Here is a 26,044-nt window from a genome sequence, read left to right as displayed (position 1 = left end):
ATGACCAATGCGCCACAAGTGCTTTGTTTGGGCGAAATGCTGTGGGACTGTATTGCCGATCATCCGGCAGATTCTGTGAACGCGGTGAAATCCTGGACTTCCTATGCAGGGGGTGCGCCCGCTAACGTTGCCTGTGGGCTGGTGAAGCTGGGAACGCCTGCTGCGCTAATTGCCTGCATTGGAGAAGACGTCCCGGGCGAACAGCTTGTAGAAATTCTGGAGCAAATCGGCGTCGATCTGCGAGGAATTCAGCGACACGCGACGGCTCCCACCCGACAAATCGATGTCCTGCGATCGAACACGGGCGACCGAACCTTTGCTGGATTTCGGGGTGGAGAAACGACAGACTTTGCCGATACGCGGCTGAAAGCAGAATTATTGCCAATCGACTTATTTGAAGGGGCTCAGTTTCTCGTGTGCGGTACGATCGGATTTGCCTATCCTGAAAGCCGCGCTGCCTTTGAACGAGCGATTGCTTTAGCAAAAGCGCAATCCGTTCACATAGTGCTAGATGTCAACTGGCGACCTGTGTTCTGGCAGGATCACGCTGCTGCGAAATTGCTAATTTTGGATGTGATGCGGCAGGCAGATCTGCTCAAGCTTTCGATCGAAGAAGCGGAATGGCTTTTGAATACAGACCGTGCGGCGATCGTTGCTGAACGCTTTCCCCACCTCAAGGGCGTATTAATCACCGCAGGCGAAGCGGGATGCGAATATTGGTTCAGCGGCAATGTGGAACAGGTTCCTGCTTTTTCAGTCGAAGTTGAAGAAACCACCGGAGCCGGGGATGGCTTTGTGGCAGGACTGGTGCATCAGCTTTGCGTTCAGGGTATGGAGGCGTTAGCTGACCCCGATCGAGCGCATCAAATCGTTCGCTACGCCAGTGCAGTTGGTTCACTCACCACCATCAGAGCTGGGGCGATCGAGGCTCAGCCACAAGCCGAAGAAGTAGAAGCTTTCCTGTATCTCATGAGAAATGGTCTTTCCTAAAATTCAGATGAAATGCTGTTTGCCCGGTCTTTGTTTATTCACTGGGCTTTTTTGAATTTGAGCTGCCCAATTGCGAGATCGTTAGTTTTCAGGTAAACATTCAATGAACGACTGTTGCTTGCTTTGCCTGTTGACTTTAGTCTGTTAACCTTGCCGGTTAACTTTGTTTGTTAACGACTTTGTCTGTTAACCTTGCCTGTTGACTTTGTCTGGATTGTCCTGAACTGGATCGGATCGATCGCCTGTCACATATGCCTTTGGAACCCATCGCTATTATCGGACTCGGATGTCGCTATCCGGGAGCTAACCATCCTGAAGCCTTTTGGCAGCTTATGCAAGCCGGGAAGGATGCAGTCACTGAAGTTCCGCCCGATCGCTGGGATGTGCAGCAGTTCTACAGTCCAGAGTTGAGTGAACCGGGCAAGACGAATACCCGCTGGGGCGGCTTTCTAGAGCAAATCGATCGCTTTGATCCGCAGTTTTTTGGCATTGCGCCCCGTGAAGTTGCCACGATGGACCCACAGCAGCGGCTCTTGTTGGAGGTGGCATGGGAGGCACTGGAAGATGGAGGACAAATTCCAGAACAGCTCCGCGGGTCGGAAACAGGAGTGTTTATCGGCATTGGCACACACGATTACTCAATCATGCTGTGGCAGCAGCCGATTAACGATCCCTATGCGACAACAGGCACGGGCAACTGCATCGCGGCAAATCGAATTTCTTATTTGTTTGACTTCAAAGGTCCAAGTCTGGCGATCGATACGGCTTGCTCCTCTTCGCTGGTGGCGGTTCATCTTGCCTGTCAGAGCCTCTGGACAGGAGAATCGACCCTTGCTCTGGCAGGTGGGGTGAATGTGCTGATTTTGCCCACAGTGACGATCGGCTTCTCGAAAGGGGGCTTTATGTCGTCGAGCGGTCGCTGCAAGAGTTTTGATGCCAGCGCGGATGGCTATGTGCGAAGCGAAGGGGCGGGCATTGTGGTGCTGAAGCCGCTGTCTCAGGCACTTGCCGATCGCGATCCGATTTATGCGACGATTCGCGGCAGTGCGGTTAATCAAGATGGCTTTAGTCAGGGCATGGCGGCTCCTAATCCCACGGCGCAAGAGGCGGTGCTGCGATCGGCGTATCGGCGGGCAGGTGTTTCTCCGGCAGCGGTGCAGTACGTCGAGGCACACGGAACCGGAACCAAGTTGGGCGACCCGATCGAGCTTCAAGCACTGAGCGCGGTGCTGACCAAAGGACGAGCGATGAATCAGCCCTGTGCGATCGGCTCGGTCAAAAGCAACATCGGACACACGGAAACTGCAGCAGGCGTTGCAGGCTTAATCAAAGTTGCGCTGGCAATCAAGCATGGGCAAATTCCGCCTAGTCTCCATTTCAAAACACCCAATCCGCAGATTCCCTTCGATCGCCTACCGCTGCGTGTCCAGACTGAACTGACCTCCTGGTCTTCAGAATTGCCGCTGCTCGCAGGTGTGAATTCCTTTGGCTTTGGCGGCACCAATGCCCATGTCGTTGTGGAGGCGGCTCCTTCTGCTTCGCTTAGTCCAGCGAATTCCGGCTCTGCCCAACGTCCGCTGCATTTGCTTACCCTTTCTGCCAAAACGGAAAAGGCACTCCGGGATTTGTCCCAGCGCTATGCCCAGTGGATTGCCGATCGTCCAGACGTGGATCTGGCTGATCTCTGCTACACAGCAAACGCCAAACGATCGCGTTTCTCCCACCGTTTAGCGGTGATGACTGAATCTTTGCCCCAGCTTCAGCAGCAGTTAGCGGCTTTCTCGCGTCAACAGTCCCTTGCCGGAGTGAGCTATGCCACCGCATCGCCCGCGCCCCTGGCATTTTTGTTTACCGGGCAGGGTTCGCAGTATGGTGGCATGGGTCGTCAGCTTTACGAAACAGAACCCGTTTTTAGAGCGGCGATCGATCGATGTGGAGTAATTTTGCAGAGCGAGCTAGATCGATTACCCGCTAGGAAGAACGGTTTTGTATCGCTGCGATCGCTTCTTTACGAAGAGGACTTTGCTGATCTACTGAATCAAACTGCCTACACCCAGCTGGCGATTTTTGCCTTGGAATATGCTCTGGCGCAGCTCTGGCTGTCCTGGGGGATTGAACCCCATGCGGTTATGGGTCACAGCGTGGGTGAGTATGTAGCGGCTTGCGTGGCGGGGGTGTTTTGCCTGGAAGATGGCTTGAGGCTGATTGCGGCACGGGGTCGGCTAATGCAAGCGTTACCCCTGAATGGCGGGATGATTTCGGTGGCGGCAGAAGCGTCAACGGTTCGATCGCTGATGCAATCTGTTTGTGGTTCAGAATCCGTCTCGATCGCAGCGATCAATGGCCCTCAAAGTACGGTGATTTCCGGTGAGCAAGAGGCGATCGATTTACTAGCGATCGAGTTTGAGCTTCAGGGCATCAAAACCACGCGGCTCAAGGTGTCCCATGCGTTTCATTCGCCGTTGATGGAGCCAATGATCGCCCAGTTTTGCCAGGTTGCGGAAACGATCGTTTATCATCCACCGCACAGGGCGATCGTCTCGAATGTCACAGGTCGTTTGGTCGGTGCAGAAATCGCGACGCCGGACTACTGGTGTGAGCATATCCGTCAGCCCGTGCAGTTTGCGGCAGGCTTGGCGACCCTGTATCAGCAAAACTATCGCACCTTTCTAGAAATTGGGGCGAAGCCGATCTTGTGCGGGATGGGACGAACCTGTGTGTCGTCGTCTGATGTCCAGTGGTTGCCTAGCCTTGATCCGCGTCAGTCAGACTGGACGGTTTTGCTGCTTAGCCTGGGTGCGATCGCCGCGATGGGATTCTCGGTAAACTGGGCAGCATTCGATCGCGCAGAAGAACGGCAGGTTCTTCATTTACCCACTTACCCGTTTCAGCGACAGCGATACTGGTGGGACGAAGCGGTGTTGCCAGGAACCTTTCAGCCGCAGAGCCAGAACGATTACCGCTACGAAGAACTGCAAAATCAACGGCTCGGTTCTCCTCATGATGGGGAGGCTAGGGGAACGAATCGTGCAGACAATGCAGACAATGCAGACAATGCAGACAATGTAAATTTCGTTCACCCCAAATGCAATCATCCTTTGCTGGGTCAGCTTCTTTCAGCGAATTCAGCAGAAGCGCGATTTGCAGCGACGATCGCCCCCCATCAGCCCGATTACCTGCAAGATCACCGCATTGCTAACCAAATCATTTTCCCCGCAGCAGGCTATGTCGAAATTGCGCTGGCAGCTGCCGCTCAAACGCTTTCGGGTGGGCAAATTTGCATCGAGTCTCTGGCGATTGAACAGCCGCTTCTCTTTCCTGCCGGTGATGCGGGTGGCAAAGTTGAAATTCAGACGATCGTGCTTTCGGATGAATCAGGAAACGGAAAGCGGTTTCAGATTTGCAGTGGAAATTCTGCTTTGCAGCCAGGCGATCGCCAACGTTACGCGACAGGCAAAATTCGAGCCGTTCAGCAGGCGGAAAAACTGAACCGATCGCTCCAGTTCTGGCAGGACATTCAGCAGCTTCAGCAGCGCGAAGGCTTATCGTCCAACACCTATTACCAGCAGCTTCGGCAGCAGCATCTTCACTATGGAAAGTCTTTTCAGGCAATTCAGCAGCTCTGGCAGCAGCAAAATGTTGCCTGGAGTCGAATCCAGCTCCCGGCAGGTCTGGACGCATCCCCTTATTCTCTCCATCCGGTCGTGTGGGATGCCTGTTTTCAGACGGTCGGTGCGGCAGTGGCTCAAGTTCGGTCCACCCTCAATTTGTCGGTCTATTTGCCGGTGGGGATCGATCGTCTGACGCTTGCTCGATCGATCGATCGAATTTTGGAAAGCCCCCTAAATTCCTCAGGGCTAAATTCTTCAGGGCTAAATTCCCCAGGGTTGGAGGGCTTTGAACGTCAGCCTCATCGGCTCGGTTTCCCCCAGAATGGGTTCGATCGGGAGGCAAACGCTCCTTCCCATACGGATTTCCATACAGAATTGAGCCAGAATTTAGCCTCGGATCGCTCTATCTGGTGCCGGGTTGAGCTTCAGGCTGCTGATTTGGCTCCGTCTAAAACGAACCAGAGTCGCCCGCATTCACTCAAAGCAAATCTGATGCTATTCAGTGCGATCGGCGAAAATCTCGCGACGATCGAAGGGCTGACGCTGCAAGCGGTAAGCGATACGACCCTGCAAAAACTGCTGCAAGTGCCGCACAAATCCGATGAATCACAAAACTGGCTCTATGAGCTGGTCTGGCAGCCACAGGATCATCATGCGCTTGAATTAACACGTTCCGGCGATCGACTGTGGATTATCTTTGCAGACGATCGCGGCGTGGGTGAGAAATTAGCCGATTTGCTGAAGCAGCAGGGCGATCGATCGGTGTTGGTTTGGGCGGGGGACGGCAATCGCCGGATTAAAGCAGACCAGTATGCGATCGATCCCGCTTGCCCGGAGCAGTTTCAACAGCTAATGCGCGAACTGGGTCCCGCCAATTCGATCGGGTCTTGTGGCATTGTGCATCTCTGGAGCTTGAATGGCTCCTGTTCTGGCTCCCCTTCTGGGCAGCCCTGGCTCGATGAGCAAGCGATGGGCTGTGGCACAGCTCTGAACCTGCTGCAAGCGATGCCTTCCCGCTCGCGACTTTGGCTGATTACGCAGGCAACGCAGGCAATACCAGACAGTTCCCCGTCTGGAAGCATGGATTCACACTCAATCGGGCTTAATGCAGCACACAGTTCGCTTTGGGGCTTGGCACGGACGATTCGCTTAGAGCAGCCAGAACTGCACTGCACCTGCATCGACCTAGGCAGTCAACCTTCGGATGCAACGCTGGCTCAACTGGTCGAGGAATTGCAGCAACCGGACGGTGAGGACCAGATCGCCTATCGGCAGGAGCAACGTTATGTTGCTCGACTGGTGCGATCGATCGCGACTCAGACCCCGATGCCAGAAACTCCTTTGCGGCTGGGAATTTCTGCCTATGGTGTGCTGGATGACCTGGCACTGATGCCCAGCGAGCGGCGATTTCCTCAGCGAGGCGAGGTCGAGATTCAGGTCTTTGCGGCAGGGGTGAACTTCCGTGATGTTCTCAACGCACTGGGAATGCTGCAACCCGTGCTGCAAGAAATGGGCTATGCAGAAGCGGCGGTGGTTCCGTTTGGCGGCGAATGTGTGGGGCGAATTGTGGCAGTCGGGGCAGGAGTGCGCGGCTTGCAGGTGGGGGATGAAGTGATTGCAGCGCAGGCACTCGGCAGTTTGGCGCAGTTTGTCACGGTGAAGGCGCAGTTTGTGATTCTAAAACCGAAGCGGCTCACGTTTGCGGAAGCGGCAACCCTGCCCACAACTTTCCTCACCGCTCAGTACGGCTTGCAGCATCTGGCAAAGCTCAAGCGGGGTCAACGGGTTTTGATTCATGCAGCGGCGGGCGGCGTGGGTCAGGCGGCAATTCAGATTGCTCAGCAGGTAGGCGCAACGGTTTACGCGACTGCGAGTCCGGGGAAATGGGATTTTCTCCGGTCTTTAGGCGTGCAGCACATCATGAATTCCCGCACGATCGACTTTGCCGAAATGGTGATGCACCTCACTGATGGACAGGGCGTGGATGTGGTGCTGAATAGCCTCAGCGGAGCGTTCATCGAGCCAAGTTTGTCGGTGCTCGCGGCGGGTGGGCGATTTGTTGAGATCGGCAAGCTGGGCATCTGGACGGCAGAACAAGTGCAGCAGACCCGATCGGATGTCGTTTATCTCCCGTTTGATCTGTGGACTGTGGGGCAGGAAAATCCGGCTGTGATTCGATCGATGCTGAAATCGCTGCTGCCCAAATTTGAGTCAGGCAAGTTAAACCCGTTGCCGCATACTGTTTTTCCGATCGAGCAAGCGGCAGATGCTTTTCGCTATATGGCACAGGCAAAGCATATTGGAAGAGTTGTGATCACGCTGCCGCCCCTTTCCCCAGGTCAGCCGATTGTTTTTCCAAACTGCACTTATCTGATCACAGGCGGACTCGGCGCACTTGGACTCAAAACAGCCCAGGGCTTGATCGATCACGGCGCAACGCACTTGCTTTTAGCGGGACGCAAACCACCCTCGCCGGAGGCACAGCAGGCAATCGAGCAAATGCAGGCTCACGGCGCATCGATCACAATTGCCCAGGTGGATATCACCCGGTTCGAGGCGATCGAGCAGTTGCTTTTGCCTTATCAGGCGGAGCATCCGGCTCCTCTACGAGGCATCATTCATGCGGCAGGAATCCTGGATGACGGGATGCTGCAAAATCTCACCTGGACAAGATTTGCTCAGGTAATGGCTCCCAAAGTAGCGGGAGCGTGGCATTTGCATCAAGCAAGCCGATCGCTGTCGCTCGATTTCTTTGTTTGCTTTTCGTCGATCGCTTCTCTGTTTGGCTCACCCGGTCAGGGCAGCTATGCGGCGGCAAATGCAGCGATTGATGGGTTAATGCACTATCGTCGTCAGCTCGGTTTACCGGGACTCAGCATCAACTGGGGAGCCTGGGCAGAAGTGGGCATGGCAGCTCGGCTAGAAGAACGCGATCAGCAGCGATTGGCCGCGCAGGGAATGGCTCTGATTCCAAGCGATCGGGGAATAACACTGCTCGAAACGCTGCTGCGGATGCGATCACCTCAGAAAGGGAACTGCTTCGCATCGGCTCAGGTGGGGGTGTTGCCTGTAGACTGGTCAGTATTTCTGGCACGTCAGGTTAACGTTCCACCGTTCCTGGAGGCATTCGCTCAGCCATTATTAAAAATCTCATCCGAGAGGTCAGTGAAGACCTTATCTGGGATGTTATCCGGGACATTATCCGAGACATCCTCCAGGACGTTCACGAACCCTGATCAAGAATTATCAAAATCGCAGTTTATTAACCAGCAATCAGAAGATATTGCGGAAAGTGTAAGCGCCGTTCCTGCTGCCGCAGCTTCTGAAGCACCCCGCTCTTTGGAACAATTGCAAGCCCATCTGCAAGCAGAACTGGCAAAAGTATTGGGATTCAGTACAGCGGATGCGATCGGATTCAGCGATAATTTTGCCGATTTGGGTATGGACTCGCTGATGGCAGTAGAGTTTAACAATCGCCTGCAAAAAACATTGAATTGCACAATTTCATCCTCGGTTCTGTTTGACTATGCCACGATCGCCGCTCTGTCTGCCTATCTGCTCACGCTTTTAGGAGAGGACGATCGAGTAGCCGTTCAGGCAATGCCTTCGGCAGCGGTTCATCGCGCTGACACGGTGGAAAGCTTAGCCCAGCGGAACGGCTTTATTGAGTTAGAGCAAGAACTTCAGACAAATCGTTCAAACGGTTCAGAGATAGCGTCAGATTCTGGAAAGCTCTCCGTAGGCGGGCGATCGAATTCTGCCTATCAGGATGCGATCGAGCAAAAAGCAATTGGCTCGGTTGACCGCTCAGGAAATGGTATTTCTGATACTTCAGATAATTTAGAAATCGATAATTTAGAAATTCATAACAGTCGGCAGACGAGCGAAACACAATCAAATTCAAATGAACCCCGGAACGATACTGAAATTAATGCTGAAATTGCTGAAATTAATGTTGATTTAGAATCGCTTCCGGTTGAGTTTTATCAGTTTGCTCAGATGCCGGAGTATATCAATCTGAAACACGATCTGGCACGAGTGGAGCAGCTCGGCAATCCATTCTTCAAGATTTACGAGGGAATTGCGCGGGAAACGACGCGGCTCAATGGTCGTGAATTCATCAGCTATGCCAGCTATAACTATATCGGGATGTCTGGCGATCCGATCGTTTCTGAGGCGGCAAAGGCAGCGATCGATCGCTATGGCACATCGGTTTCTGCAAGTCGTGTGGTGGCAGGCGAACGTCCGATTCATCGGGAGCTTGAGCAAACGATCGCCCGCTTTCTGGGCACAGAAGACTGCATTGTGTATGTGGGCGGTCATGCCACGAATGTAACGACGATCGGGCATCTGTTGGGCAGTCGCGATCTGATTTTGTATGACGCATTAAGCCACAATAGCCTGCGCGAAGGCTGCAATCTTTCGGGTGCAACGGCGATCGAGTTTGCCCATAACGATGTGCGATCGCTCGAACAGCAGCTGATTCAGCATCGGCATCGCTACGAAAAAGTGCTGATTGTCGTTGAGGGAATTTACAGTACTGATGGCGATCTCGCGCCGCTTCCTGAAATTGTTGCCTTGAAGCAGCGATTCAAAACGTTTTTGATGGTCGATGAAGCGCATTCGATCGGGGTATTGGGGCGGCGTGGGGGCGGCATTGGTGAACACTTCAACATCGTGCCCAATGCGGTCGATTTGTGGATGGGGACGCTGAGTAAATCGTTTGCAAGCTGCGGTGGCTATATTGCAGGCTGTAAAGCACTGATTGAATATCTGAAATACACCGCTCCCGGATTTGTCTTTAGCGTTGGGATGTCTCCGGCAAATACGGCGGCAGCATTAGCAGCACTCCAGGTGCTTCAGAAGGAACCCGATCGCGTTACAAAACTGCATCAGCGATCGCAGCTTTTCCTGCAATTGGCACAGCAGCATCAATTAAATACGGGCGCAAGCCACAGTTCACCTGTGATTCCCGTGATTGTGGGCGAACCCTATAAAGCTGTTCAACTTTCCCATCTCTTAGCTGAGCGCGGTATTGATGTGCAGCCAATGGTCTATCCCTCTGTGCCTTATCATGCGTCGCGTTTGCGTTTCTTTGTCACCTGCCTTCACTCCGAAGCGCAAATTCGATACACGATCGAGCAACTGGCGCAGGCGATCGATCAGCTTGCTTAAATTAACAATGATTAGTTTTTTAGAATGACGAACATTTATTTCTGAAAATTGAAAAATAATCAAAAGATCCCTGCAAAAAATACCTGAAAGACAATTGAAAGGCGGATGAAACACTATCAAATTGCGGCATTGCCCGGAGAAGGAGTCGGTTCAGAAGTGGTGGAAGCATCGCTGGTGATTCTGCAGCAAGCAGCTCAGCAGTTTGGCTTTACCGTGGCGATCGATCGGGGGCTGATCGGTGAACCCGCGCAACAGCAGCACGGCAATTTTTTCCCAGAAGCAACAGCTCAGCTCTGCGAAGGCAAAGACGGCATCTTGTTTGGGGCAGTGACTCAGGGTGGGTTGTTGGAACTGCGAAAACGCTTCGATTTTTTTGCTAATTTGCGTCCGGTGCGTCCTTCAGTTCATTTGCGCGATCGATCGCCCCTCAGACCCGAAAAGCTGGACGATGTGGATTTGCTGTTTGTGCGGGAATTGGTGAGCGGCATTTATTTTGGGGCATCCGGGCGCGGTATCGACCAGCGAGGCTCCTACGGCTATCACACGATGCAGTATTGGGATCGAGAGATTCGGCGGGTCGCCAAAGTTGCGCTAAAGCAGGCGCAAAATCGCCGTTGCCATCTCACGATCGCCCACAAAGAAAACGCCTTACCGCACCTTCCCTGGACTCGTCTGGTGCAGAGTGAAGCCGCCGCCTTTCCCGAGGTGACGATCGAGCCAATGCTGGTGGATACGCTGGCAATGCAAATCGTGATGAACCCGCAGCAGTTTGACGTGATTTTGGCAGGCAATTTGTTTGGTGATATTCTCAGCGATTTGGGCGCAGTGCTGACCGGGTCGATCGGAGTGCTCGGATCAGCGAGCCTTAACGCCGCTGGATCTGGACTGTATGAACCCATCCACGGAACCGCCCCCGATCTCGTAGGCAAGGGCATTGTGAATCCAATGGGCACGATCGCTAGCGTCGAACTCATGCTGCGGCAATGGGGCGAAATTAAAGCTGCCAATTGTCTAATGCAAACTCAGGAAGAATTACTGGCGCAGGGATACCGCACGGCTGATTTAATGACGCGATCGGAGGATAAATTTGTGAATACCCAGGAGTTTGTCGATCGGTTTTTGGAGATGATGAGTTCGATTGATTGAGATGATGGTGGGGGATTAGATAGCAGTGAAATAATATTTCAGAGCTGTTTGCAGGAAATTCAACGATGACAGTTGACTATCTTCGATTGATTCCAGAAGATCCATACTATATCCCAGCGCAAAACCAATCCGTAGCGCTGGAAGAATTCTCCCGTTTACTTCCGGCAGGAGTGGAGATCGAAATTTCTGTTTATGATACAGCCCACTTCATCGATCAGGGAGAAAACTTTGAGCAGGTGTCTTGTCCATTTTGCGGTAGTGAGCTAGCAACGGACTGGTGGCAAGATGCAATGGATGAAGCCTACAAAAATCTATTCGAAAACTTGTCCGTTACTTTACCCTGTTGTACTCGACAAACATCTCTGAATGATCTTGATTATCGGATGCCAGCCGGATTTGCTCGATTTGTTCTATCTGCCCGTAATCCAAATTTGGGCAGAAATTTAACTGACAGTGAACTAGAGCCGATCGAAAGGGTATTGAACTGTAAAATCAGGCAAATATGCAGCACCTATTAGCCACAGTCAAACGTTAGTTTTTAAGCCAATCAATAAACTAAAAATTGACTTGAAAAGCGATTAAATCAATCCATCTATGAATCAGCAAGAACCCTCCCCCCGCATTCTCTACCTCGGCAGCGACATCAACACCGATGACATTATCCCCGCTAAACGCGGCACAAACGGCGAACCTGACCACCTGAAACGCTATGCCTTTGAACACCTGATCGGCGAAGGCAAACTGATGGAATACGACATCATTGAAGCAGGCGACAACTTTGGCTGTGGCTCCAGCCGCGAGTTTGCCCCGATCGCCATCCAAGCCGCAGGGATCCAAAAAGTCCGTGCCCGCTCCTTCGCCGAAATCTTTTACCGCAACAGCATCAACATCGGGCTCCCCCTCGAATTCCTCTCCCCATCCCTCCATTCCCTCACTTCCTCATCCACCCCCGCTCCCCTGATTCAATCCATCACCCACTCTGGCGGACTCTCCTCCTTCAATGAACGCCGCCGCGCCGGAAAAATTACCCTTCCCCCCAGCCAAACCCCGCCCCGCCCGATGACAATGGCAGAAAAACTGCTGGCACGCGCTTCAGGCAATGAATTTGTGCAGCCTGGAGAAGTGATATTTGCAACAGTCGATCTGGCAATGTCGCACGATGCGATCGCCGCCACGGTTGGAGAACGCTTTTATCAGGAATTTGGCGCAGATGCAAAAGTCTGGGATGCGAATCGGATTGTGTTTGTTGCGGATCACTTTATCCAGATCAACGACATTCGATCGGATGCAGGCGCGATTCAAATGCACAAGCAGATGGTGCAGTTTGCCCAAGCCCAGAATTGCCGCTTGTTTGATGTGGTTTCTCCTGGTGAAGCGGCGGGAATTTGTCATGTGCTTCTGCCCGAACAGGGTTTGATTCGCCCGGGTATGGTGATCGCCGGAACTGATTCCCATAGTTGCACCTATGGCGCGTTTGGCTGCTTTTCGACGGGCGTGGGCACAACGGATATGGCAAACCTGTTCGCAATGGGCGATTTGTGGCTACGCGTCCCGGGAACGCTGCGGTTTGATCTGTCGGGAACCCTGCCGGATCACGTCAGCGCGAAAGATATCATGCTGTTTATTCTGGGGCAGATTGGCTGCGATGGGGCAGTGGGTAAAGTAATGGAGTTTTGCGGCAGTATTGTCGATGCGCTTGCGATCGATGAACGCATGACTCTAGCCAATATGGTGATCGAGTGTGGCGCAATGTGTGGCTTGATGGCGGTTGATGAAACCACCCGTGCTTATCTGCGCGATCGAGGACAAACGGAGTTTCTCGAAATCACAGCCGACCCAGATGCCCAGTACGATCGCGTTTATTCTTTTGATCTTTCGAACCTGGAACCGCAAATTGCCTGTCCACCCAAGCCCGATCGCGTGATCAGCATCAGCGAACTGTCGGATGTGTCCATCACCCGCGCCTTTATCGGTTCCTGTACGGGCGGTAAGTTCCACGATTTGCAGCAGGCAGCTGCCGTTTTGAAGGGACGCAAAGTTGCCCCCGGTGTCAGCTTGTTTGTGGTTCCCGCATCGCAACAAATTCGTCAGCAGGCAAAAGCATCAGGAGATCTGCAAATTCTAGAACAGGCAGGCGCGCAAATTCTGAAATCGGGCTGCGGAGCCTGTATCAATGCTGGATTCGGCGTGTTAGGTAAACAGGAAACAGGCATTTACGCCACCAACCGTAACTTTAAAGGACGTAGTGGTGACCCCACGGCGCACAACTATCTGGCATCTCCCCGAACGGTGGCGATCTCTGCGGTGCGCGGCAAAATTAGCGATCGGCTGGAAAACGATCGATGAATACCCAAGCTGTTGTTTCATAAACAGTGCTTTTAGTAAAGCTTTCCTCACAAAATTTTGCACGAATTAAGAAGAATTGTTACAGTGCAGGAAACCTTGCTCCTTACCTCCTGCCTGTATGAATCTTCTTTTCGGCATTATTCCAACTCCGTCACCGCTGCAAGCCAAGTCTCGTGTTTATGACCTGAAAGCCCGATTAGATTGGGGCGAGCCTGCCCTGACGATTATTGATGTCCGCGATCGATCGGCGTTTCAGCTTAGCCATTTGCTCGGCGCGATAAATATGCCGCTTGAAGAATTACTCGATCGGGCACTGACCAGCCTGGAACGGACGCGGGACATTTACGTGTACAGCGATATAAACGAAGAAGCCGCAGAGGCAGCAGCGATTTTGCGAACTGCGGGATACCTCAATGTGTCTGAGCTTCAGGGTGGGTTACCTGCCTGGAAAGCAGTAGGCTATCCGATCGAGTCGGGCTTCTTCTGGCTCGCACTCTAGGATCTTGAGTACAGGATCTTGAGTACGCCTCAAACATCCTCCAAAGATTGTTTAGCCGCAAAAATTGCTCACGCTCCATTTCCTCAAATCGCTGATGCTCGAATCTTTTATGATCGAGAGACAGAGTGGGGTCAATGCAATGCGTGCAGGAATAATTTCTGGAATCTCTTCTGAAATTGCTCAGCTTGGGCGACGCTTTTTGGCGATGCGAAGCAGGTTTCCCCAGGGGGTAATCGGGCTGGTGCTGATTATGGCGATTGGGCTGTCGTCCTGTAATCCGAGCGAACTACGATCGCAGGCAGCCAGCGTGCCCCGGTTAGTCATCAGTGAACTAAGCGAACCCAAGACATTTAACCCCGTGACCAGTCAGGAAACCACCAGTGTTTTTGGGCTGATTCTAGACAGCTTGCTGTCTACCAACGGCTTGAACGGGGATCTGGAGCCTGGATTAGCGGAAAGCTGGGAAATTTCGCCTAACCAGAAGCAAATTACCTTTACCCTGCGCGAGGGGCTAAAGTGGTCGGATAGCACACCGCTCACAGTAGATGATGTGCTGTTCACGTTTAACGATGTGCTGTTTAATCCCAAAATTCCCAGCAGCTCAGCAGATATTCTGCGAGTGGGCGAACAGGGCAAATTTCCGACGGTTGAGAAAGTAGACGATCGCCGCGTTCGATTCACTGTTCCCGAACCCTTTGCGCCGATTTTGCGATTTGCGGGCGGTGTAGAAATCCTGCCCAAGCACGTTCTAGCCGAGTCTGTTTCGACTCTGGATGGAAACAACCAGCCCAAGTTTCTTTCGACCTGGGGCACGGGTACCAATCCTGCGGAAATTGTAGGCAGCGGTGCTTACAAACTCACGAGTTATCGGGTGGGAGAGCGCCTGATCTTCGATCGCAATCCCAACTACTGGCGCAAAGATGCTCAGGGCAATCCTCAGCCCTATATCGATCAGTTTGTGATCCAGATTGTGGAATCGACCGATGCTCAGTTGACCCAGTTTCGATCGGGCGGTTTGGATACGGCTGCAGTCACCCCAGATTATTTCCGACTGATCAAACGTGAAGAAAACCGGGGCGATTTCACAATTTATGAGGGGGGTCCTGCTCTCAGCTCCCTTTTCATGGCATTTAATCTCAATCAGGGCAAACGTAATGGTAAACCCCTCGTTAACCCGATCAAGTCACGCTGGTTTAATACGCTGGAGTTTCGGCAGGCAGTGGCTCAGGCGATCGATCGCCCCACAATGATCAACAATATCTATCAGGGTTTGGGCGTTCCGCAAAATTCGCCGATTTATATCCAGAGTCCTTACTATCTTCCGCCTGAAAAAGGATTGCCCACCTACGAGTACAACATCGAGCAGGCAAAGGCTCTGTTGCAGCGTGCCGGATTCAAATACAACGCCCAGGGACAGCTTCTTGATGCAGACGGCAATCGGGTGCGCTTTACCATGTCTACCAATGCGGGCAACAAAATTCGTGAAGCCAGCGGTTCTCAAATTAAGCAAGACTTGTCAAAAATTGGGATTCAGGTCGATTTTCAGCCAGTCGCCTTTAACACGTTGGTTGGCCAAATGACAGACAGCCTGGACTGGGACACGATGATCATGGGCTTGGGCGGCGCAGGAATTGAACCCGATGGCGGTCGAAATGTTTGGTCGCCCGATGGACAGCTTCACCTGTTTAACCAGAAACCGGGTGAAGGAAAAACGCCGCTCGAAGAACGAGTCGTGGCAGACTGGGAAGCCGAAATCGGACAGCTCTATGTCAAGGGAAGCCAGGAACTAAACGACGACAAACGCAAAGCCATCTACGCCGAAATTCAAAAGCTGGTTCAGCAATACGTGCCAATGGTATATCTGGTCAATCCACTTGCCCTCTCCGCAGTCCGAAACGAAATCGAAGGCGTGAAGTTTTCTGCGCTCGGCGGTTCGCTGTGGAATTTGCATGAGCTGAAGCTGAGCGAGGAGTAGGGGGGAGTAAGGGAGTAGATGAATGATTACTCCCCTTCCCTCAACCTTTACTCAACCCCACGCTCATCGATCGCCTTTCGAGCTTTTTCGGCTCTGGTTTCGGCTTCTGCCATGACTTCAGGCAGCTTTTCTAGCATTTCGCCAGGGTAGTTTTCCAGCACCTTGGTGGAAAGCGAAATTCGCCGCTTCACCGCATCCAGATCGATAATGAGGGCTTTAATGGGCTGTCCGATTTCAAAGACCTGGTTCAGGTCCGCAATATAGTTTTTGCTGATTTGGTTGATGTGAAGCAAGCCTGTGGTGCCGTCAAATTCAACAAAGACTCCAAAGGGCTTCATGCTGACGACCTTGCCCTCGATAAGTTGACCGATCGTAAGCTGGCTGAGGCTGACTGCCTGGGATGCCATGCGCTGCGACAGCACCAAACGGCGGCGATCGGGGTCTACTTCGAGCACTGCAACGTTTAAGGCTTTGCCGATCAGAGCTTCTAGATTATCGCGCTCGACCAGATGCGATCGGGGAATAAACCCGCGAATGCCCTGAACTTCTGCGGTCACGCCGCCTTTATTAATGCCGCTGACTCTTGCCTGCGTTGTTTGCTGATCTTCTTGCAGGGCTTGCAGTCTTGTCCAAGCTTGCTTGATTTCAAACTGGCGCAGCGATAGCGTTACTTGCCCGTCGTCGTTTTGCTCACGGATGATCAGGTACTCGCGCTCCTCGCCTTCGGGAAGAAATTCAGGCAGGTTAGTCACGCGCTTAAGGGAGGCTTCTTCGATCGGTAGAAATGCAGCCGATTTGCCGCCAATATCAATATAGGCTCCGTCTGAATCGTAGCCCGCTACTTTGCCCCGCACGACCTGACCTCTCTGAAACTGATAGTCGTGTTGTTCGAGGGCTTTAGCAAAGTCGTCAGTAGAAAAGGACAAAGTCAGCCTCCTAGAAACCAAGTTGAATTACTCAGACTGAGATTACTCCGGCGATCGCCGATTGATTTGCCAATCGATCGAATGACGATCGTGATCGAAGCGATCCAGGCAATGATCTTAGCGAGATCTTAGCGATCCTCTCTGAGCACTACTTCCTGACCTATGGTACTCTCTCCATCCTGGGAATGACATCTCTCGCAGCGAGATCACTGGCGGATCTGCCAGCACCCCCAGGGGCAGCCTCGCAGCAGCGCGTTAACTCATTTGCTTGAGGGCAGACAGCAACAAATCTTGAGGTTTTGGATTCGTTTCAGCTGATGCTTACAGCCTTGTTCAGGCGATTGAAGTACAAAAAATGGGGCATAGCCCCTGCACCCCCCGTACCTTACGGGAGTGAAAAACGCTGTACCCAGTTTGAGCCGGCTGGGTTGGGGGCAATTAATTTTTCTGGAAATTCCCCCATTTAACGGGTAGCGAAAATCATCATGTTAAGCCCTTGGAGGAATTTACTCGCGCTTACACTGCGCCTGAAATAATTTCCTCCCTTGGGGCGGATTACGAAACACGCGATTCTAAGCAGCAATAAAGTATCCGCCTCACGAATCGTCATTACTACCATCGAATCTAAGTTCCAATGCCCATGAACATGTTCCGCCTCCGAATCCAATGCTGGAAGATTAAACATCTGCCCCTCATGCCCCACATGAGACGACTTTATCAGTCGCACCATTTAGAGAAATGCCTGAAGATGAGCGAACTTTCTGAACATCGCTTCTGAAACGTACTTTCGAGGTGTTTTCAAGGTACAGCCTTTGAGGGGCAGAGCAGCCTTCGAGCAGAGCATCTATCGAAACGCGACGGATAGCTCGATCGCTGTCTCTAGTCGATCGCACGGTGGCAGCAGCGTCAACGAGTCTCTGGTGTTTAGCGCGTTGCGTGGGGCACTCCAGGGTTCGAGACAGTAATAGTCTTTTCCTTTGACCGTCCAGAAAACCAGCGTGGAAAACAGGGGATCGTAAGCGAGGGTCAGGTCAATTCGACGGGCAGCATCGGCAACGCTTGCAGACTCGCGAGAAATCTGGCGAAAGGCAACGTCAATTTCATCGCGATCGAAATCAAACTGTCCTGAAAACGGATGCACGGTTTGAGTCTGCTGATCCTGATACGCGATCGCCGGAATCTCGAACTGAAGCTGAGCCTTGTCATTGACTGGAAAATAGGGATGAAAGCCGATCGAGAAGGGCATCGGTTCAGCGGAACGGCTGGTAATCTGCTGCTCGATCCGCAGGCGATTGGGCAGAAGGCGATAGGTAAACCGTAACTCGAAGTCAAACGGGTACTGCGATCGAGTCAGGTTACTGCTGCTTAGCACAAGCTGGATTGCGTCAGCTGGGGAAGGGTTAACCACTGTCCAGGGCAGGTCGCGGGCGAAGCCATGCTGTTTCATTAAGTAGGACTTGCCTTGATGGGTGTAGGTGTTGTTGGGCAAGTTACCGCAAATGGGAAACAAAATGGGAATTCCGCCCCGGACGCTGAGGCCGGGATCGGCAAAACGCGCTTCGTCTAAATAGAGAATGTCTTGCCCCTGCACTTGCCAGCGTGTGATGATTCCGCCCCGTTCGGGCACGACTTCCAGGCGAGTTGAGTTTGCCTCGTCGGTGAGAATGCAGGTGAGAAACTGGCGTTGCTCGATCGAAAAAGCCATAACAATTACTAAGCTTACGCGCTAGGGTTGGGTCGGGTCTACGGTGAAGGGTTCGGAAAAGGGCTTATCGGAGTTGGGCGCGGCAGGAAGGGTCAGGCGAATTCGGGCATCCAGCGTTGTGGGCGATCTCAACGGCTGACGAAATAGGCTGGAGGCTTGCTTGAGGTAATCCAGGATCGAGGTTCCGGCTTCGGCAGTGAGAACTTCGGTTTGTCCGCCGCTGACGCGCACAGGCAGGAGTTCAAGCTGCATCTGCTGCTCCTGAAGGCTGAGCTTGAGGGCAAGGGTTTCGTACTGCTGGTTCGTCGGCTCGGCATCCTGCGCTTGATACGGGTCAAGCAGGGAACCCAGTGAATAAACGATCGCCCGTCCGCCGTAAACTTCTGCCCCTTGCGTCACCGTCGGATGGTAGCCAACGACCAGATCTGCTCCATGGTCGATCGCGGCATGGGTGATATTGATTTGCCAGTCTTCCGGGTACGATCGCAAATTCTGGTTCCAGTGATAGCTGACGACGACCCAGTCCACCTGATTGCGAATTGATTTGATGTCTGCTTCAACCTGTTCATTAACGCTGGTGTTGAGTCCAGCAGCATTCTGTGCCGCAGTTTGCAGGCTGACATCGGAATAGCCTAGATAAGCGATCCGCTTACCCTTGATCGAAAAAATTTGCGGACGACGGGCACTTTGCTGATTGGCTCCTGCCCCGATCGGATAGATGCTGGCTTGGCTGAGCGATTTGATTATCTCGTTGAGCGCGTCGCCGCCGGATTGAATGAGCGGGTTGCTTGCCAGGTTGACTACATTGACCCGATTTGCCTGGAGCTGTTGCAGTGTCAGTGGCGGCAAATTGATAGGAGGCGGTTCTGCAACTGAATCTGTTTCTGCAGAATCGATCGAGGATTCGGATAGGTCTGCTTCGGATGAAGATTCGGATAAATCTGATTCGGATAAATCTGATTCAGACAAGTCAGAACCATCCGTCATTGCTTGAGGAAAAGGTCCAAAGGCTCCGGCTGAATCGGCTGAAGCAGATTGGTCAAACTCAATCGCTGGTTGAGTCGCAGCTTCAGGCGTAGTCTCAGAAGGACTGGTCAAAGGACTGACCGAAGGAGCTACAGAAGGATTTGTAGAAGAATTGGCAGAATGCTCGGTTTGAGCAGCAGTTCCAGCTAAACCAGCTAAAGGCGCATTGAGACTGGAAATCAGCATATCGACGTTTTGCTGCGCGGCGATGCCTGACTGACCTGAGGCTGAAGTGAGCGTGACAGCATTGCTAAACAGCAGAGTAATGGCGGGATCACTGGCATTCGCAGCTGGCAGCTGAACCACCGGAACTTGCTCGAGCGCCGTTTTTACCATGCCCTCATAGCGAGCTCCTGCCGCCGCTTCGGGATTTTGGCTTTCGGCAGTAAAGAGAGTCACTTGATAGCGCAATAGCTCAAAGCCACAGCCCAGCAAAAACGCTGCGATCGCAGAACCGCCTAAAATGACTGCCTTTTGGCGCGGTTTTTGCCGCTGAAACCACTGGATCGATTGCTCAGTAGTCTGCCGAAGCTGACGACCGCTCTGCTGCATTTGCTGCTGACTGTGCTTCAGCCAGTGAGCCGTTTTTCGCTTGAGCGATTTTGGTCTAGACGATGCTCCCGGCTTCGTTTCCGGCTTCGTTCCCGGTTGGGTTTTCGGCACCGTGGGCTGAAAGGCGATCGTGGCAGGCACACTGCCAGAAGCAGCAACAGAAGCGGCAGCAACCGCAGGCATTTGCTCTGAAACTGGAGCCACAGAGTCTTGTAAGGCAACGTTTGAAGCAGTCGAGGCAGCAACCGCGATCGGCACAGGCTGCACGGAATTCACATCTTGATGTCCCGCTTGGAGAACTGTGGAGCGATGTCCCGCCTGGGGAACTGTCCCACGATCGGCTGCTTGGGCTGTCAGCCTTGTCTCTGTCCCTATTGGTTCTGCCACATTTGGGAAAGGAGAAACGGGGGCAAGATGGGCGGTTTGGGTCCAGAGTATTTCTGCCGAGCCGACAAGCTGCACCTTAAAGTGAACCGATTGAATCACAGGGGAATAAAGCTGGCTCAACCGCTCACCAATAAAGTGAACTAAGCGATCGCGATCGGGAGCTTGACGGCAGAGAATTTGTAGGGTGAGATGTCCGGGCTGATTGGTCGTCGCCTGGACACAAATCCCCTGCACTACCAGATCGCGGTTCAGCCAGAATGCGACTGCTCGCAAATTGCCCGCCCGCGCCAGCTTCACAACCGTCTCTTCCCAAGAGCTTTCTAAATTGGACATCTGCTTCACTCCTCCCGATCAGTTGCTCTGCCCTTACCATCTGCTGATTCATCTCGCTTCAGCGATACCTGCTGAGGATGATCTCAGTCCAGTGCAGCAGCTAAGTAACTTATTCTATTGCCATGCTTTGAATTTGAAGAACTTTACTGCAAGAATTTCGGCGAGAAGCGAGATTATTTTGCTCAGAAGTCGCGGCTATCCTATAAGTTGAGTCCTATCAGTGGTTGGCAAGTCAGCGGTCAGCAAGGGTTGCTCTGCGGTCTGCCCCTGGTAATCCATAGCTGTGGTGAATAACTGCGATTCATGCCTTCAATTTCCAATTCTTCCAGCAATCCAGCTCAATCAGAAGATCAAGCCTCTGCTGGGTCAGGGCAACCAGGGTTAGAGCGGCAAGTCGTCCAGGCTTCGAGTGTATCGGCTCGTCAGCCTGCTCCGGTAGACGCTTTGATGCCCGATGCCCTGCTGCTCAATGAAGCTTCTGCAATGCCCATCTCGCTGTCGATCGCCCGGCGCGGTCAGGTTCAGCCTCCCTTGGGGCTAATTATTACGATCGCGGTCAGTTTGATGGTTGCAGGGCTATGGTTCAACGCCTTTTGGCTGGGATTTTCTGGGGCAACCGTCGCGCTTCTGGTTTCGCTGCGTGTACTGTGGGTGGCAACCGCAGATGTCCTGATCGAACTGCTCTCTCCGCAGCAGCGCACCCTCTCGATCGGCATTGTGGGACTGATTGCAGCCGTGATCGGCTTTGTTTATCTCACGGGTGGAGCCGATCGACTGAGCGAATTCCTCAGCCAGCTTAACTGGGATGCGGTGGGAGCGGCGGGAGAAGTAATCGGAGCCGTTGGGCAAATCTTGATTGCACTGCTGGCGGTTTACGTAGCGTGGCGGCAGTATGTAATTTCCAAAAATTTGACGATTCAGCAAAATTTGATTACGCAGCAGCAGACGATCGACACTTATTTTCAGGGAGTTTCTGACCTGGTGCTCGATGAAGAAGGGCTACTCGAAGATTGGCCTCAGGAACGAGCCATTGCTGAAGGACGCACGGCTGCTATTCTCAGCAGTGTTGATGCCAACGGCAAAGCAAAAGTGCTGCGCTTTTTGTCGCGATCGAGGTTGCTTACCCCGCTAGAGCGCGATCGGCGATTGGGTCGTCCGATTCTGGATGGACTGGGCAGCTATGCCGAAGATCGGGAGTCGGGGGTGCGCGTAATTGATCTGGGGGTAATGCTGGCAAACGCCGATCTAGAAGGAACGGATTTGCGTTGGGTGGATCTCAGCGACATTAACTTGATTCGGGCAAACCTGAGCCGCTGTGAACTGGTGCGTGTCAACTTATCGCGGACGATCCTGTGCGGGTCGAATTTATCTGAAGCCGATCTACGCGGAGTGCGTTTATTCTACGGCTCGGTAGAAACAGCAACGCCTCGATCGCTGACCGATTTACCCAACTACAAAACAGGTGAATTTACGGGGGCTGTCGTGGAGGGAGCCGATTTCACTGGGGTTCAGCAGTTGTCAGCCGAGCAGCGATATTACTGCTGTGCCTGGGGCGGGTCAGCCACGCGATCGACGATTCCTGGCGGCTGCGAAGGCATCCCAAACCGATTAAATCGCTAGGGCGGCTGCAAATTCTCGCGTTTAATCGGTGCAGTGTGGCTTGTGACAGAACGAGTTCAGCAAGAGATACGATCGTTTATTGTTTCAGGCTGTATCTGAAACCTTTGCTTATAACTGGGCTTTTATAAAGTCTTTAGCCCTTACCAGAGGGTCGCCCTGGAAATACAAAGTTTCTTTCTAGAACTGTCCTGTCTTTGCTGTCTCTTGTCTGAGACCTAATCAACTAGCCACTGTCCTATCAAATACCCCATAAACAAAAAATACAGCCCTGCAAATAGCACAAGCCCTAGCCCCACATACGTCCCAAGCATCACAATCAATACCATCCACCGGGCTACTCTTGTCCCTCGCAGCTGTTGTCCAGCGATATCTACTGTATTGAAGGGCTGGCTCAACTGCCATAGTAATAGAACAAGATTGGTTGACAAGAGTCCTGCTAACCCTGCTGCTCCCCAGAGCCAGTAACTCTCTTGCACCTGTCGCACCCCCGGAATAAGTGACCCAGCATTGGCACTATTGGGTTGAAAGGCGGGGTCTCGGAGCGGGGAGACCTGATAAACAAATACGCCGCTGGCAATGGTGAGCAGCAGCAACAAGCCCAGGCTGACCCAGGCATAGAATGTTTGATGGCCGAGCGGGCCGTTGAATGGAGAATGGTTTGACTGCCTGCGGTTTCCGGTCATCTTTACAGGGACGGAATCGGGTTTGTTCAGGAACTAAGGGCTGGGGGCAAGGCATTACTTGCGATCAAACTGACGCAATGGGAGGGAGTAAAGTGCCCTGCTGAATGAGAGACATAATTCAGGACGGAGATCGCGCTTGCTTGCTTAATGACTCAGACCTAACCCATCGCTCGCTTTAATGCCCTGCTTCTATGAACCGTCCTGCACGGTCACAAAGGACACCGTTACACCGAAGCAGCAATACCCGAAAAGCGATCAATCAGAGCTGTCATCCTTCCTCCATGTCCTAACAGCCTCAGAGACCTCGGAGGTCTAGTGTGCTGTGCTGACGCATTTGTTGATTTAGCTCGTCTAATTTTGACTGAAGGTCAGCATCGTATTGTTTAATGCGGACGTCATCACTGTGCATTAAACTCTCCCGCAACTGCCTAACCAAGGTTTCAATACCCTGACGAAGGTTCTGAGCAAACTGCACCCCAAAATCCAGAGCTGCCTGCTTCAGTTGTTGCTCCCCCTGTAATATTAAAGCTTCAGCACGATTGAGCTTCTCCATCGGTTCTTGAGCCATAATGCTACTCCAAAACTTTGAAGCGTCACGAGATTTGTGTTTTCCTCGCCATAACACTTAAACTTGCAGCAAGCTGAATAGCCAAACAGAAAAGCCAAGCAGACAAGCCAAAGTAAAGGAGTAGATTTTCTGAGTTCGTTGGGTCGAGTCAGGGTGTTTTGAGTTTTAAGTAGGTTTCTCATGAAAATCATCGGAACTTCATTGCTGTTGCCCGTTCCAACTGGCGTTCTTTGTATTGCGGCTCAACCTGTTGCATCAGAGGATTTGCAGAAGCCCAAGGGCGGCTTAATCAGGGGTGCTCAAAAACTCAAGTTTTCGCTCATTGTGCCGACTTATAAAGAAGCCGCGAATGTTGAAGCGATCGTTCAGCAATTGACCCGGCTGCTCAATCCAGTTCTGGACAATGATTATGAGATTATCCTGGTTGATGATGACAGCCCCGATCGCACCTGGGAAATTGCTCAGTCCCTCATGGCAACCTATCCGATGCTGCAAGTGATGCGGCGACAGCAGGAACGAGGGCTTTCGACGGCAGTGATTCGCGGTTGGCAGGCGGCACGAGGCGAAATTCTGGGCGTAATCGATGGCGATTTACAGCATCCGCCGGAAGTACTGTATCAGTTGCTTAAGGCAATTGAGGAAGGAGCAGATTTAGCGGTTGCCAGTCGCCATGTGGACGGGGGTGGCGTGAGCGATTGGAGCCCGACGCGCCGATTTTTGTCACGCGGAGCGCAGGTGTTAGGGTTGCTGATGCTGCCAAATGTGGTGGGGCGAGTGTCTGACCCAATGAGCGGCTACTTTCTCGTGCGGCGATCGGTAATTGCAGAACGACCGATGAGTCCGATCGGCTACAAGATTTTGCTTGAAGTGCTAGGGCGAGGCACGATCGGCGAAGTGGCAGAAGTGGGCTATGTGTTTCAGGAGCGGCAGGAGGGCGAAAGCAAAGTCACCTGGCGACAGTATCTGGATTACGTGGGTCACTTAGTCCGGCTGCAAACCAGTCAGGGCAGAATTGGGCGGCTGCGGCAACGCTTCCCGATCGAGCGCTTTGTGCGCTTTGGGCTGGTCGGTTTGAGCGGGGTCTTTGTCGATATGGCGATGCTGTATTTGCTAAGTGACCCGACGATGCTGGGATGGAACCTGACGCGCAGCAAAATCCTGGCGGCAGAGGTCGCAATTCTAAATAACTTTTTGTGGAACGATCGCTGGACGTTTGGCGATTTGTCGAGCTATCAGCACGGCTGGCAAAAGCGGCTGAAACGGTTTCTGAAATTCAACGTAATTTGCTTGTCTGGACTGGTTCTCAACGTTTTGATTCTGAATGTGCTGTTCAACGTCTTCGGAATCAATCGCTATATTGCAAACCTGATGGCGATCGCTGCCGTAACGTTCTGGAATTTCTGGCTCAATTTGAAGTTGAGCTGGCGCGTGACGGATGCGAAGTAGGAGGGTAGATGAGTGGATGGGTCGGTGAGTGGATGGGTCAGTCAGTGAGCGGGGGAGCAAATCATTCCACTTCGATCGTTTCTCCGATTTCTGCTGATCGCCTTGCTGCATCCGCAACTTGAAGCGCGTAGAGGCTGGAGTCCAGGCTGACGTAAATGGGGGTGCCGATCGTTAGATAATCCAGCACCTGGGCAGTATCTTTGGCAAAGAGTCCGCGCCGACTGCCAACTTCCAGTGAGCGATCGCCCGCTGCGGTGGTGAGTTTTCCCTGTTCGCCGTTGATCGTGAGCGCACCTCGATCGCCTTGAATGGTCAGGGTGCGATCGGTTTGCCAGATCGCTTCGCCTTTGCCGTAAATCACTTCGGCAAGCAGTCCACTAGTAAACCGCAGGTGAGCAATGCAAAGACAGGAAGAGAAATAGCCGGAGGCCCTAGAGCTATCCCAGAAGCGAGTTTGACAGCTCACGGTTGCCACTTTGCCAAAAAGATCGGTCAGGCGATGAATTCGCGAAACGGCTCCGACTAGCGGAAAGCCAAACTGCTCTCGGTGATAGCTCCACTTCTCAGGAGCGGGCTGCTGTGACATCAAGCTGGCAGAGCGGACATGAAAAGGAATCCCGACTTCGGGCAGGGCAGCCTTGATCGATTGGTGAATGCCGCTCAGCAGTTCGATGTGCTCGACGTGCAGCAGTTTGTTCTGACGCTTTGCCAGGTTGATTAGCTCAGATGCTTCGATCGCCCTTAATGCAAGCGGATATTCCACCACAACGTGCTTTCCGTGTTCCAGCGCAGTGCGGACAATTTTTTCATGCTCATAATTGGCAGAGCAAATCACGACCAGATCGACATCCGATCGCTCCACTAGCTCTTGCCAGGACTCAACAGCAGAAACACCGTGGGTTTGAGCAAAAGCGGCGATTTGATCAGGCTTATGTCCAGCAATGGTGACAAGCTGCGATCGATCGTCTGCCTGAATCGCCTCTGCTCGTCGTGTCGCTGCATATCCAGTACCGACGATTCCAACTTGGATTGTTCTTGTTTGAGTGCCTGGCATAA

At 52.6% G+C, this 26,044-nt stretch carries 15 protein-coding genes; 9 read left to right on the top strand and 6 right to left on the bottom strand.

Going from position 1 to position 26,044, the window contains the following annotated elements; translation table 11 throughout:
• The 7 genes from NDI45_RS20970 (at position 1) to NDI45_RS20940 (ending at position 15,742) form a co-directional block, all read left to right on the top strand.
• Positions 1-990, top strand: coding sequence for a carbohydrate kinase (locus NDI45_RS20970; protein WP_348248583.1), 990 nt, complete (start codon positions 1-3; stop codon positions 988-990).
• Between the two features lie 251 nt (positions 991-1,241).
• Positions 1,242-9,776: an aminotransferase class I/II-fold pyridoxal phosphate-dependent enzyme gene (locus tag NDI45_RS20965; protein WP_348248582.1), complete on the top strand. Its 8,535-nt coding sequence runs from the start codon at positions 1,242-1,244 to the stop codon at positions 9,774-9,776.
• 105 nt (positions 9,777-9,881) lie between these two features.
• Positions 9,882-10,922, top strand: coding sequence for an isocitrate/isopropylmalate family dehydrogenase (locus NDI45_RS20960; protein ID WP_348248581.1), 1,041 nt, complete (start codon positions 9,882-9,884; stop codon positions 10,920-10,922).
• Between the two features lie 65 nt (positions 10,923-10,987).
• Complete coding sequence (locus NDI45_RS20955; RefSeq protein ID WP_348248580.1) at positions 10,988-11,440, top strand: hypothetical protein; 453 nt, start codon at positions 10,988-10,990, stop codon at positions 11,438-11,440.
• A gap of 76 nt (positions 11,441-11,516) precedes the next feature.
• A complete protein-coding gene (locus tag NDI45_RS20950) occupies positions 11,517-13,268 on the top strand; it encodes an aconitase/3-isopropylmalate dehydratase large subunit family protein (protein ID WP_348248579.1) in 1,752 nt (583 codons plus the stop codon).
• Between the two features lie 118 nt (positions 13,269-13,386).
• Positions 13,387-13,767, top strand: a complete 381-nt coding sequence (locus NDI45_RS20945; RefSeq protein WP_348248578.1) for a rhodanese-like domain-containing protein — start codon at positions 13,387-13,389, stop codon at positions 13,765-13,767.
• A 205-nt stretch (positions 13,768-13,972) separates the two neighbouring features.
• Positions 13,973-15,742: an ABC transporter substrate-binding protein gene (locus NDI45_RS20940; protein ID WP_199296502.1), complete on the top strand. Its 1,770-nt coding sequence runs from the start codon at positions 13,973-13,975 to the stop codon at positions 15,740-15,742.
• Between the two features lie 47 nt (positions 15,743-15,789).
• Here the strand turns inward: NDI45_RS20940 and NDI45_RS20935 are convergent, their stop codons facing one another.
• The 3 genes from NDI45_RS20935 to NDI45_RS20925 all read right to left on the bottom strand — a co-directional run bounded on the left by NDI45_RS20935 (position 15,790) and on the right by NDI45_RS20925 (position 20,671).
• Positions 15,790-16,668 (bottom strand): S1 RNA-binding domain-containing protein, encoded by an 879-nt coding sequence (locus NDI45_RS20935; protein WP_348248577.1) that lies wholly within the window; start codon positions 16,666-16,668, stop codon positions 15,790-15,792.
• Positions 16,669-17,512: 844 nt separating this feature from the next.
• Positions 17,513-18,373 (bottom strand): aldose epimerase, encoded by an 861-nt coding sequence (locus tag NDI45_RS20930; RefSeq protein ID WP_348248576.1) that lies wholly within the window; start codon positions 18,371-18,373, stop codon positions 17,513-17,515.
• 21 nt (positions 18,374-18,394) lie between these two features.
• Positions 18,395-20,671, bottom strand: coding sequence for a CapA family protein (locus NDI45_RS20925; RefSeq protein ID WP_348248575.1), 2,277 nt, complete (start codon positions 20,669-20,671; stop codon positions 18,395-18,397).
• Between the two features lie 303 nt (positions 20,672-20,974).
• On the opposite strand from NDI45_RS20925, the gene NDI45_RS20920 reads away from it, so the two are divergent.
• On the top strand, positions 20,975-22,291 hold the full coding sequence (locus NDI45_RS20920; protein WP_348248573.1) for a pentapeptide repeat-containing protein: 1,317 nt from the start codon (positions 20,975-20,977) through the stop codon (positions 22,289-22,291).
• A gap of 215 nt (positions 22,292-22,506) precedes the next feature.
• Here the strand turns inward: NDI45_RS20920 and NDI45_RS20915 are convergent, their stop codons facing one another.
• Positions 22,507-22,974, bottom strand: coding sequence for a hypothetical protein (locus NDI45_RS20915; protein WP_348248572.1), 468 nt, complete (start codon positions 22,972-22,974; stop codon positions 22,507-22,509).
• A 295-nt stretch (positions 22,975-23,269) separates the two neighbouring features.
• On the bottom strand, positions 23,270-23,542 hold the full coding sequence (locus tag NDI45_RS20910; RefSeq protein ID WP_348248571.1) for a hypothetical protein: 273 nt from the start codon (positions 23,540-23,542) through the stop codon (positions 23,270-23,272).
• Positions 23,543-23,722: 180 nt separating this feature from the next.
• On the opposite strand from NDI45_RS20910, the gene NDI45_RS20905 reads away from it, so the two are divergent.
• Complete coding sequence (locus tag NDI45_RS20905; RefSeq protein ID WP_348248570.1) at positions 23,723-24,988, top strand: glycosyltransferase; 1,266 nt, start codon at positions 23,723-23,725, stop codon at positions 24,986-24,988.
• Positions 24,989-25,049: 61 nt separating this feature from the next.
• Here the strand turns inward: NDI45_RS20905 and NDI45_RS20900 are convergent, their stop codons facing one another.
• A complete protein-coding gene (locus NDI45_RS20900; RefSeq protein ID WP_348248569.1) occupies positions 25,050-26,042 on the bottom strand; it encodes a Gfo/Idh/MocA family oxidoreductase in 993 nt (330 codons plus the stop codon).
• Positions 26,043-26,044 lie beyond the last annotated feature (2 nt).

This window comes from Leptolyngbya sp. GB1-A1 (genome assembly GCF_039962475.1).
Taxonomy (GTDB): domain Bacteria; phylum Cyanobacteriota; class Cyanobacteriia; order Elainellales; family Elainellaceae; genus Leptolyngbya_A.
Note: the sequence above shows the minus strand (reverse complement) of the source record. Positions and strands in the feature narration are given on the sequence as shown.